Consider the following 15,555-nt stretch of genomic DNA (forward strand, 5'->3'; position numbering starts at 1 on the left):
GGGGTTCGGGACGTTTTCCTGTAGGATTTGGCAGACAGTTAGAATGTCTGCTAATCGCCGACAGGGAAGTCTCACCACCGTGACGATATCCGCTCAGCCCCTTGCCCCCAGTTCAATCGGCGCCAACCTGCTGTTGGCGCTGGGCTATCTGTTGCTGGGACTGCTGTTTATGTCCACCGGCCTGCATGAGCATATCGTTCCCCTCTGGTTGCCGGCCGGGCTGGGGCTGGCGGCTGTTTTACGCGGTGGCTTTGGACTTCTGCCCGGGGTTGGACTGGGCAGCCTGCTGGTCAACCTGATTCTGCCTTCCTTTCATCAACCCCTTGAGCTTGGCCATCTTTGGAGTGCATTGCTGATCGCATCCGGAGCGATGCTGCAGACGGCGCTGGGAAGCTGGCTGTTGCAACGCTTTGGTGCTGACCCTACCCGACCCTCCCGTGAGCAGTGGATGCTGCGTTATATCCTGTTCAGTGGCCTGCTGGTGTGTATGTTGAACGCCGTTATTGGTACCTGTGCGGTTACCTTCTTCAACGAGGCAGGTGGCAGCCAGGGGATGCTGCTTGATATGACGACCTGGTGGCTCGGGGACAGCTTCGGTGTGATATTGGGGACCCCGCTGTTCCTTTCCCTCGCGGGTGCTTTTAAAGGTGCCTGTCAGCATCGCCGCTGGCTGCTGCCGGTGCGTTTGAGTGGCACCCTGGTCGCGGTGGTGTTGATCAACCAGTACTACCTCTCCAACCTGTCAGGTCTGTTGCAGCAAAGCTTCGCGCAGGATGTGCAGCTGGTGGATGCGCGCATCCAGGCCATTATCCAACAGAATCTGCGTGACCTGTCTCGCCTGGCACAGGCGCTGAACAAGGAATTACCGCTGACACGTCATGACTTCAAGCAGCAGGTAACGCCCTTACTGGCGAACAACCAGGCCCTGCGTGCCTACTCCTGGGATCCGCTGGTGGTGCGTGATCAGCGAAGCGAGTTCGAACGCTGGACCCGTGAGCAACTACAGTGGTCAAGCTACAGTATTTATGGTGAGTCCCCAGAGACCGAAAAGATCATGATTCCGGTTCAGTACGTGGAACCCATGGAGGCCAACCGCGCCGCTCTGGGGTTCAACCTCTACTCGCTGGAAGACCGGAAACGCTGGGTAGAGCTGGCGCAGGCGCGTGGTGAGGCGGTTGTAACTGAGGTGCTTTACCTGACCCAGGCACCCGATGAGCCCGGGCTGCTGATGCTGCAGCCGGTCTACCGGCTGATAGGCGAGGAGCTGTTGCAGAGTCAGCGCGAACTGGAAGGGTTTGTCGTGGGGGTGTTTACGGTTGAGCGCTTGCTGGAGAACGTATTGATCGGCAGCAGTGTGCAGAACATCGAGCTTCGGGTCAGTGAAGCCGAAAAGCCGCCGTTCTACACTACGTCAGGGGCTGGAGAACTCGACCAGGAGAGCCTGAGACAGGCATTTGATGTGCAATTGGCCCAGCAAACATGGCGGGTCGAAGCCGTGGCCGGGCCAGACTATCTGGCAGCCCATCCGATCAGCCAGGCACAGTACCTGCAGGTGCTGCTGGTTGGTGTCGGCTGTTTGGGAGCCTTGTTGGTATTGTCGATGCACAACCGGGAGCAACTGCTGGAGGCTCGGGTACAACAGCAAACCGATGATCTGGCCTGGCAGGCACGCCATGATGATCTGACTGGCTTGCCGAACCGCAAGGGGTTGCATGAAACGCTGGCACGCCTCCTGCGGGGCCCCCAGATTGCCTTTTCACTGCTGTTTGTCGATCTGGATCGCTTCAAGCGGGTTAATGACAGTCTTGGGCATCAGGTGGGCGATGCGCTGTTGCAGACTCTCTCCAAAGCGTTGACACGGGAGATGCCCAAGGGTGTGAAACTGTTTCGTATGGGCGGGGATGAATTCATCCTGCTGGTGCCCGGTGGTCAGGCGAATGCCGAAGCCGAAGCGCGTCGGGTGCTCGAGGTGCTGGATTGTTCCTTTCCCGTGGCCGGCCACCGTCTGCAGCTGACAGCCAGTATCGGGGTCAGCCTTTTCCCTGATCATGGTGACAATGCCAACACGCTGATCAAGCATGCAGATACCGCCATGTACAGGGCCAAGGGGCGGGGCAAGAATCGCTACGAGTTATATTCATCCGACTTGACTGCCGATGCTGTGAACCACTTTTCGCTTGAGCAGGATCTGCGCCTGGCGATGCACAAGCAACAACTGGTCATCCACTACCAGACTCAATATCAACTCGGGGGGCGTTCCTTATGTGGTTTGGAAGCACTGGTTCGCTGGCAGCATCCTGAGCAGGGGCTGCTGGGGCCAGACAGGTTCATCCCGCTAGCGGAAGAGACTCAACTAATCGTGCCACTGGGGTGGCAGGTGATTGAACTGGTCTGCGGTCAACTGGCGACCTGGCGTAATGAAGGCCTCGCCGTGCCTCTGGTTGCTATCAACATCTCGCCGCAACAGCTGCTCCAGGCTGATTTCATCCAGCGTCTGAACCAGATTGTCGCCGAGCATGAGCTGGACCGGCACCTGCTGGAACTGGAAATCACTGAATCCATGATCATGCAGGACCCGGATTTCGTGATTCAGCAGCTGCAGCGTCTTCGCCTGTCAGGTTACCACCTGGCGCTGGATGACTTCGGTACCGGCTACTCCTCGCTTGACCGGATCAAGTACCTGCCGCTGAACCGGATCAAGATCGACAAGAGTTTCATTCGTGATATCGGTCGCAACCCCAAGGATGAGGCGGTGGTGATCAGTACCATTGCGCTGGGGCACAGCCTGGGAATCGAAGTGCTGGCTGAAGGTGTGGAAACGGCTGAGCAGAGTGCTTTTCTGCAGCGTCAGCGCTGTGACTGTGTGCAGGGGTACCTGTTTGGGCGCCCGGTGCCAGTCGAGCAGCTGTTTGAAGCCGAGAGCCTGTCCATCTGAGCCGTTGTACTGAACCAGCCAGTGCCGTCTTACTTCTCTGTCGGGGCCGGGAGCATCTCCTCCGGCAGTTCATAGGGTTCAATACGGTAGGCTTCCAGCCGGTAGCCTGCTGTTCCCATCTCATGGCTGAACACCTCGGTGGTCAGGCGACCGCTGACCAACACGGCGTCATAGAGACTTTCCACCCGGGTACCTGGCTCGTAGTGCACATCGACAATCTGGTTGGAGGGCGGTGGTGGCACATGGATGCAGGCACCGAAGTAGGGCACCAGGAAAAAACGGTCGACCGACTGACCTTCCCCTTCCAGCGGCACGACAAATCCGGGAATACTGACCATGCGGCCATTCATGGCATTCACCACGGGGGCCGAGGCCAGAGACTGCGTCAGCTCGTCATACATGCGCTGCGCCTTGTCACTGTAGTCGTCCAGCAATTCCAGCTCCGGGTTGTTGTACATCTTCTCCAGTGACAGGACATAGTCCTTGGGCATCAGTGCTTCCCAGTCAATCTCGGGAGCGGGCTCGCCATTGACCATGATTTCTTCAGCATTGACGGCGGAGAAACTCAGGCAGGCCGTCAGCATAAGGGGCAGTATTCGCATCGTGTATTTCTCAGTCGGTTGTAATAGGTCAGTTACGTCGAATCAGGCGGCTGGCTGATGCCATGCGCCAGGCCAGAAGCGCTGGCAGCAGCCCGCTGACCAGTCCCAGCAAGAGGATCAGTGCACAGAGCTGCCACTGTGCTTGGCTCAAGGTGCCGAGGGAAAGCAGCAACCCGAACTGCTCCAGCAGGGGGGCCTGCAGCAGAACCAGGCCGGCCTGCAGCAGCAGGATGCCGAGCAGGATGCCGCCGAGGGTCAGCAACAGGCTTTCCAGCAGCAGCAGCGATGCAATTCTGACAGGAGAGCAGCCCAGTGCACGCAGCACCGCGATCTCGCGTTGCCGCTGCTGGATGGCAGCGAGCAGCACCGCCAGCATGCCGGCAAGGCCGATCAGCAGCGCGGCGCCGGAAACGGCCAGCAGGGCTTTCTCGGCTACGCTGACCAGCTGCCAGAGTTCCTGCAGCGCGACCCCCGGCAAAATCGCGGTCAGGGGTATGTCCCGACGATTATTCAGTTCTCGTTGCAGATGGAAGGTCTGCAGGCGCGACTTCAGTCCAACCAGTACGGCGGTGACTTCACGCGGGGTCAGGTCACGCTGTCGGGCCTGTTCGGGCGTGACTTTAAGGCCCGGTAAAGGCACGCCCGCACGCCAGCCCAGATGCACGGCTTCAAGCCCCTCCAGCGATACCAGCAAGGCTCGGTCGAGCGGAGTACCGGTAGGGGCCAGGATGCCGCTGACACTGAACGGCATCTGTTTGTGCTGCATGAAACTGGTATTGCCGCTGCCGTGGGCGATCACGATCGGGTCACCGATGCGGTAACCCAGCTTTCGGGCCACCTCGGCACCGAGCACGACCGCAAACAGGTCATCGAACTCGTCACCCTCGGTAAATGTCAGCGGGCGCTGGTCAGCGTAGTGGTAATGCCGGAACAGGCTGTTTCGGGTTCCGACCACCCGGTAGCCCTTGTGAGAGTCGCCCAGCGACAGCGGGATGGTCCAGTCAATGCGCGGGTCATCAGCCAGAGCTTCATGGCTGCTCCAGGGGATATTGCTGGTGGCAGAGCCGATATGGAACAGCGAGTAGAGCAGCAGCTGTACCGGCCCTGAGCGGGCGCCGACAATCAGGTCGGTGCCGGCGACGGTGGCCATGAAGTTCTGCCGACTTTGTTCGCGGATCTGTTGTACGCCCAGCAGAAGGGCGCTGCTCAGGGCGATGGTAAACAGTGTCAGCAACACGGTAGTCCGCCGGCTCAGCAGGCTGTTCCAGGCCAGACGGATCAGCATGATGACTGCTCTCCCAGGTGGAGCTGTCGTGGAAAATGTGATGCCAGTGCCGGGTCATGGCTGACCATCAGCAGGGTGCTATCGTTCTGTTCAAGTTCCTCGAACAGCAGGCGCATGAACAGATCACGACTTGTGGCATCGAGAGCTGAGGTGGGTTCATCCGCGATAATCAATGCCGGATGACCAATCAGGGCACGTGCCGCGGCTACGCGTTGTTGCTGGCCGATCGACAGTTCGGCCACCCGGCGCTGACGGAACAGGCTGGGATCAAGTTGCAGCCGGGTCAGCAGGCGCTCAGCTTCCTGTTCTACGGAGCGCCCGTCGCGGCTGGCGGCTGCGCGGCGTTTTCTGGACAGGGTGCAGGGCAAGCAGACATTGTCGATCAGATTGAGGTAAGGCAGCAGGTTGAACTGCTGAAACAGCATGCCGATGTGGTCAGCCCTGAATCGATCCAGGGCACGAGTGGACAGCCCGGCCAGACTCTGGCCGGCCAGCTCCACTGTGCCGGTGAAACCTGATTGCAGCCCGGAGATCAGGTTGAGCAAAGTGGTCTTGCCACTGCCCGAAGGCCCCTGGATAAACAGGTGCTCCCCGGCAGAGAGTTGTAGTTGCTCGATCTGAACCAGCGGCGTGCTGCCAGGCCAGGCGAAACTAAGGGATTCCAGGTGCAGCACCGGTTTCATGGCAGCTGCAAACCGGTCTGTTTGGCAGTCAATGTGCGCTGATGTTGTCCCGAAGGGGTGACCATCTGAACCTCGAGCAACTCAATGGCCGGGAAGCGCTGCATCAACGGCAGCTGGAGTACCTTCAGTGCCGGGCTGTTGGCGCAGAGATACTGATACTCCGCCATCAGGTCGGCATGGCTGTTTTGGGAGACATCATCATGTGCGTGTTCATGTTCATGTTCATGTTCATGTTCATTGCTCTGAATCCGGGACTTGGCCGTAAAAGGCAGATGCAGATCCACCCGGCTCAGGCTGCAGTCCGCCTCGGCTGACAGCTGGATGAGTTCTTCGGCGCGCTGCAGTTGTGCCAGCGTATCGTCCCAGCTCTGCTGCTCCGCGTCGCTGGATGGTCGGTGTTCGAAGCCGGTCAGGTTGGCCAGCGGTGAGCTGAATGAGATCGCCATCAGCGGTGGTTCGATCACCATATCCAGCTGGGCGGCACCATGTTGATGCACCCCAGCGGCCATCAGATTCTGTATGGGCAAAAGGGCGGTCAACAGTATTCTGAGTGGCAGGCGCATGCGGACCTCATTGTCGATAGCGAAAAGCATTATGTTACTACATAACAAGAGGCTTTCTACCCGTTTAACCACCATGGGCTGCTAATATGCCAATTACACACCGGCTGGCAAGGACTTTCAGCAAGCTGGCAGGTTAGAATAAACCCAGACTCAACCGAAGGAGCCGCCTGAGTGCATCTGTTGTTTCCCCCGCGTTTACTGGTGCTGTTATTGCTGTTGCCCTGCAGCTGGCAGCTGCTGGCAGCCCAGTTCATTCTGGAAGGTATCGAGGGTGAGCCTGCGGACAACATTCGAGCTCTGCTGCGCATTGATGATCTGATGACGTCCGAGGGGGCGCTGCCTACAGCCAGTCGTCTGCGCTACCTGCATCGCCAGGCCGAAGGCGAAATCCGTACCGCGCTTGAGCCCTATGGCTACTACCACCCACAACTGGACCTGCAGCTGAAGGTTGAGGGCGATCCTGAACAGTGGCAGGCCCGTTACCGAGTCGAGGCCGGGCCGCAGATGAAGATCAGTAGTGCCAGGCTCAAACTCGAAGGCGAGGGCGCTGATGACTCGATCCTGCTGCAGGTGATTGCCGAGTCCCCCGTCAAGGTCGGAGCTCCCTTGTTGCATGGCGACTATAGTGCGCTGAAGAGTCACCTGCAGTCACATGCCGCCGAACGCGGCTATTATGAAGCCGGTTTCAAGGTCAGTGAGATTCGGGTGGATGTGGCTGGTAACCGGGCTGATATCGCACTGGTCTATGAAACCGGTCCCCGTGCCCGTATTGGTGAAATCCGCTTTGATGAAGCGCCGGTATCCGAGTCCCTGTTGCGCCGCTATATGCCCTTTGATTCCGGGGATCCGGTGGAAACCGGCAAGCTGGTGGAGTTCCAGCGCAATCTGATCAACAGCGATTACTTCGCGGATGTGGAGGTGCGACCCCGGTTGGACGAGCTGGCCGATGCCGAGCTGCCGGTAGATGTGAAACTGACCCCGCAGAAGCGTAGCCTCTATCAGGCCGGTTTCGGCTATGGCACCGATACCGGGGCGCGCATGCAACTGGGGCTGACCCGGCGCTGGCTCAACACCCGTGGGCATACGCTGGAAACCCGCTTGCGCCTGTCCCAGATTCGTCAGCAGTTCACCAGCAGTTACCAGATTCCCGGAGATAATCCGACGACGGATCGTTTTGCGTTTAATCTGCTGCTGGAGGATGAGCAGTCCGATACCATCGACGCACGTACTTACAGCATTGGCGGCAGTTGGCAAAAACAGCTTGGAGAATGGGAGCGTCGTCTGGCGCTGGACTGGCAGCAGGAAACCTGGACTTTTGAAGATGAAGAACAGGACTCGACCCTGTTGATCCCCAGTGCCCGATTCAGCCGAACCCGAGCCGATAACCGCCTCAACACCAGCCGTGGTCACCAGATCAGTTTCGGTGTGGCCGCCGCTGCCGAGACCTTGTTGTCCGATACCGACCTGTTCCAGCTGGACCTGCGCGGCAAGCGAGTCGATACGCTGTCTGAGCGCTGGCGCCTGTTGACGCGCGCCGAGCTGGGACTGACGCTGATCGACTCTGTCGACGACCTGCCGGCCAGCATGCGTTTCTATGCTGGCGGTGACAACAGTGTACGCGGTTATGATTACCAGTCACTGGGGCCCGAGGGCAGCGACGGTGAGGTGATCGGTGGCCGCTACCTGGTAACCGGCAGCGTTGAGATGGACTACCTGATCAAGGATAAATGGCGGGTGGCTGCTTTCGTTGATACCGGCAACGCCTTTGATGATACCGATATGAACCTGAAAACCGGTGCTGGCATCGGTGCTCGTTGGCAGTCCCCCGTTGGGCCGGTACGACTCGATTTTGCCGTGCCCCTGGATGAGAACGGCTGGCAGATACACTTCACTTTGGGGCCTGATTTGTGAGACCGCTGTTACTTTGGGGGCTGGGCACAGTTCTGGTCCTGCTGTTGTCTGTTCTGCTGTTGCTGGCCGCCGTACTGTTTTTGCCGTCCGGTACCCGCTTCGCGCTCAATTTCGCCGCATCCTTGCTGCCGCAACTGGAGCTTGAAGGCGTTGACGGTACGCTGACCTCCGATCTGCAGATAGAGCGTCTGCGTTTCGAGCAGAACGGGCTGAATGTCGAGCTGGCGCAACTGCGCCTGTATTGGCACCCCTGGTCGCTGACGCAGCCACTGCTGAAAGTGCACGAACTCAGTGCCGCCAGACTGGATATCAGCCTGCCACCGGCCAGTGATCAGCCCGAGCCTCCTGCCGAAAAGTCTGCACCCTTACAACTGCCAACACTGCCTGCCGTAGAGCTGCCACTGGCCATTGAAGTGGATCGCGTGGCGCTGGGCCACATCAGTGTCGTGCAGGCTGAGCAGGTACTGGTGGACGAACTGAATCTGAGCCTGGCCCTGCGGACTCAGGGGGGGCTGGTGCTGATCGAGCAGCTGCAGCTGGAGCAGCCCGCCAGCAGCCTGACCCTCAACGGCTGGACCGAGCCGTCGCGGCAGTTCCTGACCCACCTTGAGCTGCAGGGCGGGACCGACCTGACTCGCTGGGTGCGGCTGGAGCACTGGCCTGAAAGTCTGCCGCTCAATGCCGACCTGGTCGTGGATTTTGATGGTGCTGCCCGTCATATCACGCTCTCACTGAGTGCCGATCAGGGGGGAACCCGGTTGCGGTTGCAGTCTCAAATCGACGGGGCTGAGGGCATGGATATTCGCTATCAACTCAGCGCACAGGGTGTTGACCCGGCACTGGCAGCGCCGGACTGGCCTGGCAAGCTGGCGCTGGATGCCAACGGCCAGGTTGAGCTGGGCGGTGAGCTGCCGCAATTGGTGCTGGACTTGACCAGCCTGCAGGGGCAGCTGAAACAGCAGTCGATCAGTGCATCCGCCAGGCTGACTGGCGATACCCGCCAGTGGCAGATCGATGAGCTGAAGCTGAGTTATGCCGGCGCACGGGCGGCGGTCAGTGGCAGCATCAGTGACCAGCTGGCGCTCAAGTGGGAATTGCGGGCACCCAATCTCGCCCGGTTGCTGCCCGAGGCCAGTGGCCAGCTGGAGCTGAGTGGACAGGCCACGGGCGCTTTGCAGCAACCGGCCGTTAAAGCGCGGATTCGGGCCGATCGTCTGGCCTATGCAGCCCAGGCCAGTCTCGAAAAACTCAGCGGCGATATTGCCCTGGATCTGTCAGGCCAGAGTGACTGGTCGGCAGATCTGCAACTGGTGAATATGGAAGCCTCGGGGCAGAAGCTTGATCAGGTGGCGCTGCAATTGAATGGAACCCCGGAACAGCACCGACTGACTCTCAATGCCAAAGGGTCGCCGGGGAGCGTGGAGCTGGCGGCAGCCGGTGGCTGGGCCGCAGCGGAACAGCGCTGGACTGGTCAATTACAGCAGCTGGAGCTGCAGCCGCAGCCGCTCAGTCACTGGCGGGCGTCGGCCCCCGCGGGGCTGACGGTATCTCCCGAAGGTTATCAGCTGGAATCCTTCTGTCTTGATGAGCTGAGCGCAGGGGGGGCTTTGTGCCTGCAGGCGCAGGGCAGCTTTGCCGGTCGTGCCCAGGCTGAGGCGACGCTGGACAAGCTGGCGCTGGGGTTGCTGACACCGCTGCTCAACGGCATGCGCCTGACGCCGACTCTGTCTGCCGAGGTTGCGTTTAGCCAGGAGCCCGGCGGTAAGCCGGTGTTGAATGCCACCCTGAGCACCAGCGCCGGTGAGCTGACGCCGGCACAGGCCGATCAGACCCTGCCGCTGGCGCCGCTTGAGGCCAGCATTACGCTGGCAGATGACAACCTGAAGTTACAGGCACAAACGCTGCTGGAATTCCTGTCGGGTGAACTGGATCTGGCGCTGGACGTTCGGGGGCTGAGCCAACAGCAGCAGCTGCAGGGCGGCTTGACGCTGCAGGCGGACGACCTGAGCCTGGTGTCAGTGCTGGTGCCAGACCTGCAAAACATGCAGGGGCAGGTAGGTGGCCAGCTGGTGCTGGGCGGTACCCTGAACTCACCGGAGCTGAGTGGTGAACTGAACTACCTGGAGGGCGGCGTGGAGCTGCCGGCGCTGGGGCTGGTGATCACGCCGCTGGAGTTCCGTCTGAATCAGAGTGGTCTGCCGGGGCAGGTACGCTTTACGGCGGCCGCGACCTCGGGTGAAGGCACGCTGAACCTGGCCGGCGACTATGATCTGGCTGAACGCGCCGGGGAACTGACGCTGATGGGGGAAAACTTTACCGCCATGGATACGGCAGAGATTCAGGCGTTGATCAGTCCTGATCTGCAACTGGCGCTGGGCACTCGGGAGATTCGCCTGGGCGGCACGCTGAAGGTGCCTCTGGCTCATATCTCACCGCCGAAAACCCGTGAGAGCGCGGTGCAACCCTCGTCCGACGTGGTGCGTGTCGAAGAGGGCAAGGTGGTCGAGAAAGAGCCGGTGGTGCCGGTCTATGCCGACCTGCGCATCGAGCTGGGAGATGACGTACGCGTGGATGCACTGGGTTTCAAGGGCCGGTTGCTGGGGGCCTTGCAGATTGACGAAACCCCAGGCCAGATCACCCGTGCCACCGGCAGTATCCAGGTGGAAAGTGGTGAGTATCGACTCTACGGACAGGACCTGGAAATTCGCCGTGGTAGCCTGGTGTATGCGGCCGGTCCGGTGGACAACCCGGGGCTGGACCTGCGCATCGGCCGACAGGTTGACGATGTGGTCGTGGGGGCCAACGTCAGCGGTACCCTGCGCGAGCCTCGTATGGACCTGTACGGCGAGCCGGCCATGCCGGACAGCAGTGTGCTGTCCTACCTGTTGCTGGGTAAAGCGCCAGGAGAAAGCTCGGCGGGGGAGCAGCAGATGATGATGCAGGCCGCGCTCGCGCTGGGCATGAGCCAGGGCAACAAGATTACCGGCAAGTTGAGAGAGAGCCTGTCGCTGGACGAATTTGGCTTCGACAGCAGCGCCAACGATGAGTCGGCTTTCTTCATTGGTAAATACCTTTCGCCGCGCCTCTATCTGCGCTACGGCATCGGTGTGCTGGATGCAGTCAACACCCTGAGTCTGAAATACAAGCTCAGCGACAAGTGGCGCATCGAGGGGCAGAGCAGCGAGCTGGGCAGTGGTGCGGATATACTTTATACATTGGAGCGGTAGGAGATCATTTCGGGAGTAAGGGGGAGCTCTTTCGGGCTATCATCGTCGTGTATCAAGGGGGTACTCTGCAGGGTATGGATAAACGGCCCAAATTAGTTCATCATCATCTATTAAGGGATAAATAGCTGTCTTAGAGTGGAATGGCTTAACACATCACCTATACATGATTGTTTTCAAAGGAAGGAAAATACATCAGTGTCAAAATATATTTCAATTTAAATCGCCTCCCGTTTGAGTGATAGATTCTCGGCTTTTCTCGGCCTGTTCTTGCCATTGTACAGATGCGCACTAGCCGAAGGATGGGCGTATTTTCTATAAAATACGGAATTTGGGAGGTGCTGCATGGCTTGATAAACAGATAAGTCACTATTTTCCATGAGGATGCTTGTGGATATGACTGGCTTAGTATTGTGGAAGTTAATAATGGAAATTTCAGAAAAAGGAACTTTTAAATGAATGTTTTTCTCCGGATTCTCGTTGGTGCTGGTGGTGTGCTCGTGGTGTTGTTTGGGCTGTTTTTCTTGGGGGGAGGGCAAATGCTAGAGAGCCTTTTTGCCAGTAATGGGGCCCTTGTAGATGCATCCATGTTTACCTATTTTGCCTTTGGAATGATAGCCATAGGGGCTTTGGGTTGTTGGGGATCTTTTGGGAATAAGAAAATACCTGCCGGGATTTTTTGCGGGATAATGCTTCTGGGCTGGCCGATTGGCACTATTTATGCCGTTGTCTGTTTTGTGATCATGATGTTTGCTCGACAAGGAAACACTGAAACTGAAATTCAGGAGCAGGCTCCTGAGCAGGCTTGATGTATCTGCCTGATAAGCTGTCCAGTCGGGCGGCTTGTCAGGCCCTGTTGAGTCCAAGAGGCCAGAGCCTCTGAATCGGTCTATAGTAAGCAGTGCAATTTCTCTTTGATGTTTGCTATTTTCAAGAGAATCAAGAGGGGCTGCTTAAGCCGACGTTCAAAGCTGAATTCAAAAAGCACATACTATGATGAGTTGTGACCAGCATGACTATATCGAAATTGCCTGTACGTTCAGGTATCCGGTCAGGCTGACGCTGAAGTCAGGTGCTATTATCGAGGGTAAGGCGCTGGATACTCAGCGTAACGAGGCGCGGCAGGAGTGTCTCAAGCTCAGAGTGGCGGGTGTGGAAAACCTGGTCGTGCTGGAGGAGATCCGCCGCATGGAGGCCTGTACGGAAAATCCGCACTTCCAGGTCGTCTCATTTGCCTAGCTGTGGGGCCAGGGACGCTGTCTAGCGCCAGGCTCAGCCTTCGATAGCCGAAACCGCTCGTGCCTGGAATGTGGCCATATCTTCGTCCCGGAATTCGATCACGATGCGCTCGACCTCTTCCTGATGAAACTTGAGGGCCGCCACGCAGTGCGGGTCGAGTTTTCCTGCCGTCACCATGCGTTCCAGCTCTGCGACCGCTCTGGAAACATCCCAGGGTTTCTTGTACGGTCGTTGACTGGTCAGAGCGTCGAAAATGTCGGCCACGGTGACGATGCGAGCTTCCACCGGGATCTGATCAGCCTTGAGGCCGTTGGGGTAACCGCTGCCGTCCAGAAATTCGTGGTGGCAGGCGACGATATTAACCATCACACGAGCATCGGCCAGGTGGCCCAGTTGGTAGTCCTCCAGTACCTTTTCGATGATCTGCACACCCTTGTTGACATGTCCTTGCATGATCGCGCGCTCTTTTGGATCCAGGCGGCCGGGTTTGAGCAGGATCCTGTCAGGGATGCCGATTTTTCCGATGTCATGGAGGGAGGCGAACAAGTAGATGTGTTCTACTTTTTCATCTGAAAAACCGTAGTGTTCTGCAACTCCCTTGGCAATAAGTCTTGAGAACTGCGCCATGCGCGTCAGGTGCTTGCCGGTTTCGAAATCGCGCAGGTCGGCAAACTCGCGCGCGGCCTGTGCGGTGGCCAGCAGTGCGTGGACAGCGGACATTTCGGTGGCGATGGTCATCGTGATCATGTTGCAGAACAGAATCAGGTCCCGCTGGACGGCATCGGTAAAAATACCTGCCTGGTTGCTGTCAACGAAGATGAACCCCAAAAACTGCTTGCCGCTGAACATCGGGAGGGTAAAAGAGGCGCTGTAACCCTGCTCGATCAGCCAGTTGGAATGGGCGGTGCCGGGCAGGATTTCCTGGGTTATATCATCGATAACGCGGCAGCTGCCCTGTTGCGCCATCTGCAGGAGTGACTTGCTCTCCGCAAGCGGGTACTCGTATGAAACGATGGCGTGCCCCCGATGCGTGCTGTTGATAAAGGTTTTCAGCAGATCGGTGTCTGGGTCATAGAGCGCGCAGGCAATCCTGGCGATACCCGGGGTGCTTTCCAGAATCCGGTCATGGAGCTGCTCCAGCCGGCCGGTAAGCGAGTCAACACTGCCAAACAGTGGTATTCCGTTGAACTTGAGCATAAGGGCCTCAACCGATCAATCCTTTGTGTCGCCTTTCGGAGTCAATGTGTCCATTATATGCCGAAAACGACGGTCTGTGTTCAAACCAAAGTTGTCCGATCATTTTGGCGCAAAAATGTTCATATTAAAATTCCTGTCGCCAGATACAAAAGAGCCCGGCGTAATAGCCAGGCTCTGGTATTGGTGGGCCTTCGTTAGTTGGTCTTAATGCTCTAGTCTGCTGTATCGCTTGCAAAGCCATGAATCTGAATCACTTATGAGCAGTTTCCCGGGCCCATGTCGGGTAACAGAGGAAGTACCACTGCGTCGATTGCGTGAATAACCCCGTTATCAGCTTCCACATCCAGAGCTCCCGGTATCAAATTCGCCGTGCGCCCCAGGTTGTCGGTCAGCACAGCAGCGTCCTGCATCAGAAATCCACCGGATAGCGTACGCACCTGCTCGGACTCCAGTACATCCGACGCATACAGTCGGCCATGTGCAACGTGATACAGCAGCACTGCATCGATAACAGAGGGATCCAAGTCACTAAGGCTGCAGTATCCGAGTGTTAACACCGTTTGTTCCAGTTCATCAAAAGCACTGTCCGTGGGGGCGAAAACAGTGCGTTGGCCTTTGCTGTCCAGCGTAGACAGTATGGCGGTCCGGTTACTCGTATTCTGAGTTAACAGCGTAATCAGAGTGTCGAATTGGCCTGCAAAAGGGCCTTCAGTATTAACTCTGACAGCAGTATCAACCAGGCTGTCGATATCTTTTGGACCCATGGCCGAAGCTGTCAGGGGGAGGGCCATGAAGGCCGTAATGGCGAGCGTGCGTATTGTTGTTTTCATGGATGCTGCTCCCGTGATGTGCGATCACGTCTTGGTGGAGAGGCTATCCCTGTCAGGAAGTTCCTTAAATCAAAGCTCTCTACGTGGTGAGCTTGGGCGTAGATCACCGGCTCCTTAGAGTTCATGGCAGAAATAGAGGGAAAGCGGTCCGCTCATTAGGGGGGGGCAAAAAAGAACCCGGCGTTGAGCCGGGTTCTGTCGATCAGAAAGGAGAGGCATTAGCGTAACAGCAGCAGTGGTACCGGGCTGTTGTGCAGCATCCAGTTGGTCATGCTGCCGACCAGCAGCTGGCGGATACGGGAATGGCCCCAGGCCCCCATCACCATCAGTTCGATGCCGTTTTTCTGGATGTAATTCAGTAGTGCCGGGCGGACCTCGTCCTGCTCGAGGGTAGCCGTGGTGACCTCGAAGCCGTTGCCCCGCAGCATTTTCTCCGCATTGGCCAGCTGCTCACGCTGGCGCTCAACCCGTTTTCCGGCCATCACGAGGTGGCAGGGAACGCCCTTAAGCAACGGGCTCTGTGCCACCATGTTCAATGCCTTGTTGGCGGTTGTACTGCCGTCATAGGCGAGCATGAAGCGCTTGGGTGCAGTGAAACCGTCCAGTGCCACCAGAATGGGCTGTTGCAGGGTGCGAGTCACGTTTTCCAAGTGGCTGCCAACCGCCGTTGTCGCACTGTCGTGTGCTTCGCCCTGGCGGCCCATGATCAGCAGCCGCATGTCGGCCTGGCTTTCCTGCAGGGTGTCGACCAGGTTGTCATGGCGCTGCAGACGGTCGATCTGCTCGGCCGCAACGCCGGCGGCCTGGATCTGATTCTGTGCTTCCTGCAGCATGAAACGGCCCTGTTCCAGCATCAGGCGACTGCGCTGGTTGTCCAGTTCGGACAGCTCCTCAAGCAGGTGCTCACGGGTGCCCAGGCCAATATTGCCGCTCATGTCGCTTTCGGTCGGGTAGTCGCTTTTTTCCAGTACGTGCAGCAGTTGCAGCGGGGCATCCAGCTGTTGCTGAGCCCAGGCGGCGGCTGCACAGACTGCCAGTGCGGCTTGTGATCCGTCGATACAGGCAATGATCTTGCTCACTCTCGTC

The 15,555-nt window shown here is 58.2% G+C and carries 12 protein-coding genes; 5 read left to right on the forward strand and 7 right to left on the reverse strand.

From position 1 onward, the window contains the following. Positions 1-43: 43 nt before the first annotated feature. Complete coding sequence (locus ABD013_RS01105) at positions 44-2,935, forward strand: bifunctional diguanylate cyclase/phosphodiesterase (protein ID WP_343800974.1); 2,892 nt, start codon at positions 44-46, stop codon at positions 2,933-2,935. Positions 2,936-2,964: 29 nt separating this feature from the next. Here the strand turns inward: ABD013_RS01105 and ABD013_RS01110 are convergent, their stop codons facing one another. The 4 genes from ABD013_RS01110 to ABD013_RS01125 are packed head-to-tail and all read right to left on the reverse strand — an operon-like array spanning position 2,965 to position 6,068. Further along, positions 2,965-3,537: a DUF3299 domain-containing protein gene (locus ABD013_RS01110; protein WP_343800977.1), complete on the reverse strand. Its 573-nt coding sequence runs from the start codon at positions 3,535-3,537 to the stop codon at positions 2,965-2,967. A 28-nt stretch (positions 3,538-3,565) separates the two neighbouring features. Next, on the reverse strand, positions 3,566-4,822 hold the full coding sequence (locus ABD013_RS01115; RefSeq protein WP_343800980.1) for an ABC transporter permease: 1,257 nt from the start codon (positions 4,820-4,822) through the stop codon (positions 3,566-3,568). Continuing rightward, positions 4,816-5,505, reverse strand: a complete 690-nt coding sequence (locus ABD013_RS01120) for an ABC transporter ATP-binding protein (protein ID WP_343800983.1) — start codon at positions 5,503-5,505, stop codon at positions 4,816-4,818. The genes ABD013_RS01115 and ABD013_RS01120 overlap by 7 nt, the downstream gene beginning before the upstream one ends. Further along, positions 5,502-6,068 carry a ZrgA family zinc uptake protein gene (locus ABD013_RS01125; protein WP_343800986.1) on the reverse strand — a complete coding sequence of 189 codons (567 nt, stop codon included), beginning with the start codon at positions 6,066-6,068 and terminating at the stop codon, positions 5,502-5,504. Before ABD013_RS01125 ends, ABD013_RS01120 begins: the two co-directional genes overlap by 4 nt. A 171-nt stretch (positions 6,069-6,239) precedes the next feature. Here ABD013_RS01125 and ABD013_RS01130 point away from each other — a divergent pair, with 171 nt between their 5' ends. From ABD013_RS01130 to ABD013_RS01145, 4 genes are all read left to right on the forward strand, one after another. Next, positions 6,240-7,979 (forward strand): autotransporter assembly complex protein TamA, encoded by a 1,740-nt coding sequence (locus tag ABD013_RS01130; protein ID WP_343800993.1) that lies wholly within the window; start codon positions 6,240-6,242, stop codon positions 7,977-7,979. Next, complete coding sequence (locus ABD013_RS01135; RefSeq protein WP_343800998.1) at positions 7,976-11,206, forward strand: translocation/assembly module TamB domain-containing protein; 3,231 nt, start codon at positions 7,976-7,978, stop codon at positions 11,204-11,206. The genes ABD013_RS01130 and ABD013_RS01135 overlap by 4 nt, the downstream gene beginning before the upstream one ends. A gap of 452 nt (positions 11,207-11,658) precedes the next feature. Next, the gene (locus ABD013_RS01140) at positions 11,659-12,012 is read left to right on the forward strand and encodes a hypothetical protein (RefSeq protein WP_343801001.1); all 354 of its coding nucleotides are present in this window, start codon (positions 11,659-11,661) and stop codon (positions 12,010-12,012) included. A 184-nt stretch (positions 12,013-12,196) separates the two neighbouring features. Next, positions 12,197-12,442 carry a Rho-binding antiterminator gene (locus tag ABD013_RS01145; protein WP_343801004.1) on the forward strand — a complete coding sequence of 82 codons (246 nt, stop codon included), beginning with the start codon at positions 12,197-12,199 and terminating at the stop codon, positions 12,440-12,442. A 33-nt stretch (positions 12,443-12,475) separates the two neighbouring features. On the opposite strand, the gene ABD013_RS01150 is transcribed toward ABD013_RS01145, so the two are convergent. The 3 genes from ABD013_RS01150 to ABD013_RS01160 form a co-directional block, all read right to left on the reverse strand. Then, the gene (locus tag ABD013_RS01150; RefSeq protein ID WP_343801006.1) at positions 12,476-13,639 is read right to left on the reverse strand and encodes an HD domain-containing phosphohydrolase; all 1,164 of its coding nucleotides are present in this window, start codon (positions 13,637-13,639) and stop codon (positions 12,476-12,478) included. A 254-nt stretch (positions 13,640-13,893) separates the two neighbouring features. Continuing rightward, the gene (locus tag ABD013_RS01155; protein WP_343801008.1) at positions 13,894-14,469 is read right to left on the reverse strand and encodes a fasciclin domain-containing protein; all 576 of its coding nucleotides are present in this window, start codon (positions 14,467-14,469) and stop codon (positions 13,894-13,896) included. 218 nt (positions 14,470-14,687) lie between these two features. After that, entirely contained in the window at positions 14,688-15,548 is an 861-nt protein-coding gene (locus ABD013_RS01160) for a universal stress protein (RefSeq protein ID WP_343801011.1), read from the reverse strand. Between the last annotated feature and the right edge of the window lie 7 nt (positions 15,549-15,555).

The sequence above is a fragment of the Marinobacterium maritimum genome (assembly GCF_039523155.1).
In the GTDB taxonomy this organism is placed as follows: domain Bacteria; phylum Pseudomonadota; class Gammaproteobacteria; order Pseudomonadales; family Balneatricaceae; genus Marinobacterium; species Marinobacterium maritimum.

Excerpts from the sequence above, each read along its gene's own strand:
- ABD013_RS01105 (WP_343800974.1), top strand. The coding sequence starts at position 44 with ATGTCTGCTAATCGCCGACAGGGAAGTCTCACCACCGTGACGATATCC.
- ABD013_RS01110 (WP_343800977.1), bottom strand. The coding sequence starts at position 3,537 with ATGCGAATACTGCCCCTTATGCTGACGGCCTGCCTGAGTTTCTCCGCC.
- ABD013_RS01115 (WP_343800980.1), bottom strand. The coding sequence starts at position 4,822 with ATGCTGATCCGTCTGGCCTGGAACAGCCTGCTGAGCCGGCGGACTACC.
- ABD013_RS01120 (WP_343800983.1), bottom strand. The coding sequence starts at position 5,505 with ATGAAACCGGTGCTGCACCTGGAATCCCTTAGTTTCGCCTGGCCTGGC.
- ABD013_RS01125 (WP_343800986.1), bottom strand. The coding sequence starts at position 6,068 with ATGCGCCTGCCACTCAGAATACTGTTGACCGCCCTTTTGCCCATACAG.
- ABD013_RS01140 (WP_343801001.1), top strand. The coding sequence starts at position 11,659 with ATGAATGTTTTTCTCCGGATTCTCGTTGGTGCTGGTGGTGTGCTCGTG.
- ABD013_RS01145 (WP_343801004.1), top strand. The coding sequence starts at position 12,197 with ATGATGAGTTGTGACCAGCATGACTATATCGAAATTGCCTGTACGTTC.
- ABD013_RS01150 (WP_343801006.1), bottom strand. The coding sequence starts at position 13,639 with ATGCTCAAGTTCAACGGAATACCACTGTTTGGCAGTGTTGACTCGCTT.
- ABD013_RS01155 (WP_343801008.1), bottom strand. The coding sequence starts at position 14,469 with ATGAAAACAACAATACGCACGCTCGCCATTACGGCCTTCATGGCCCTC.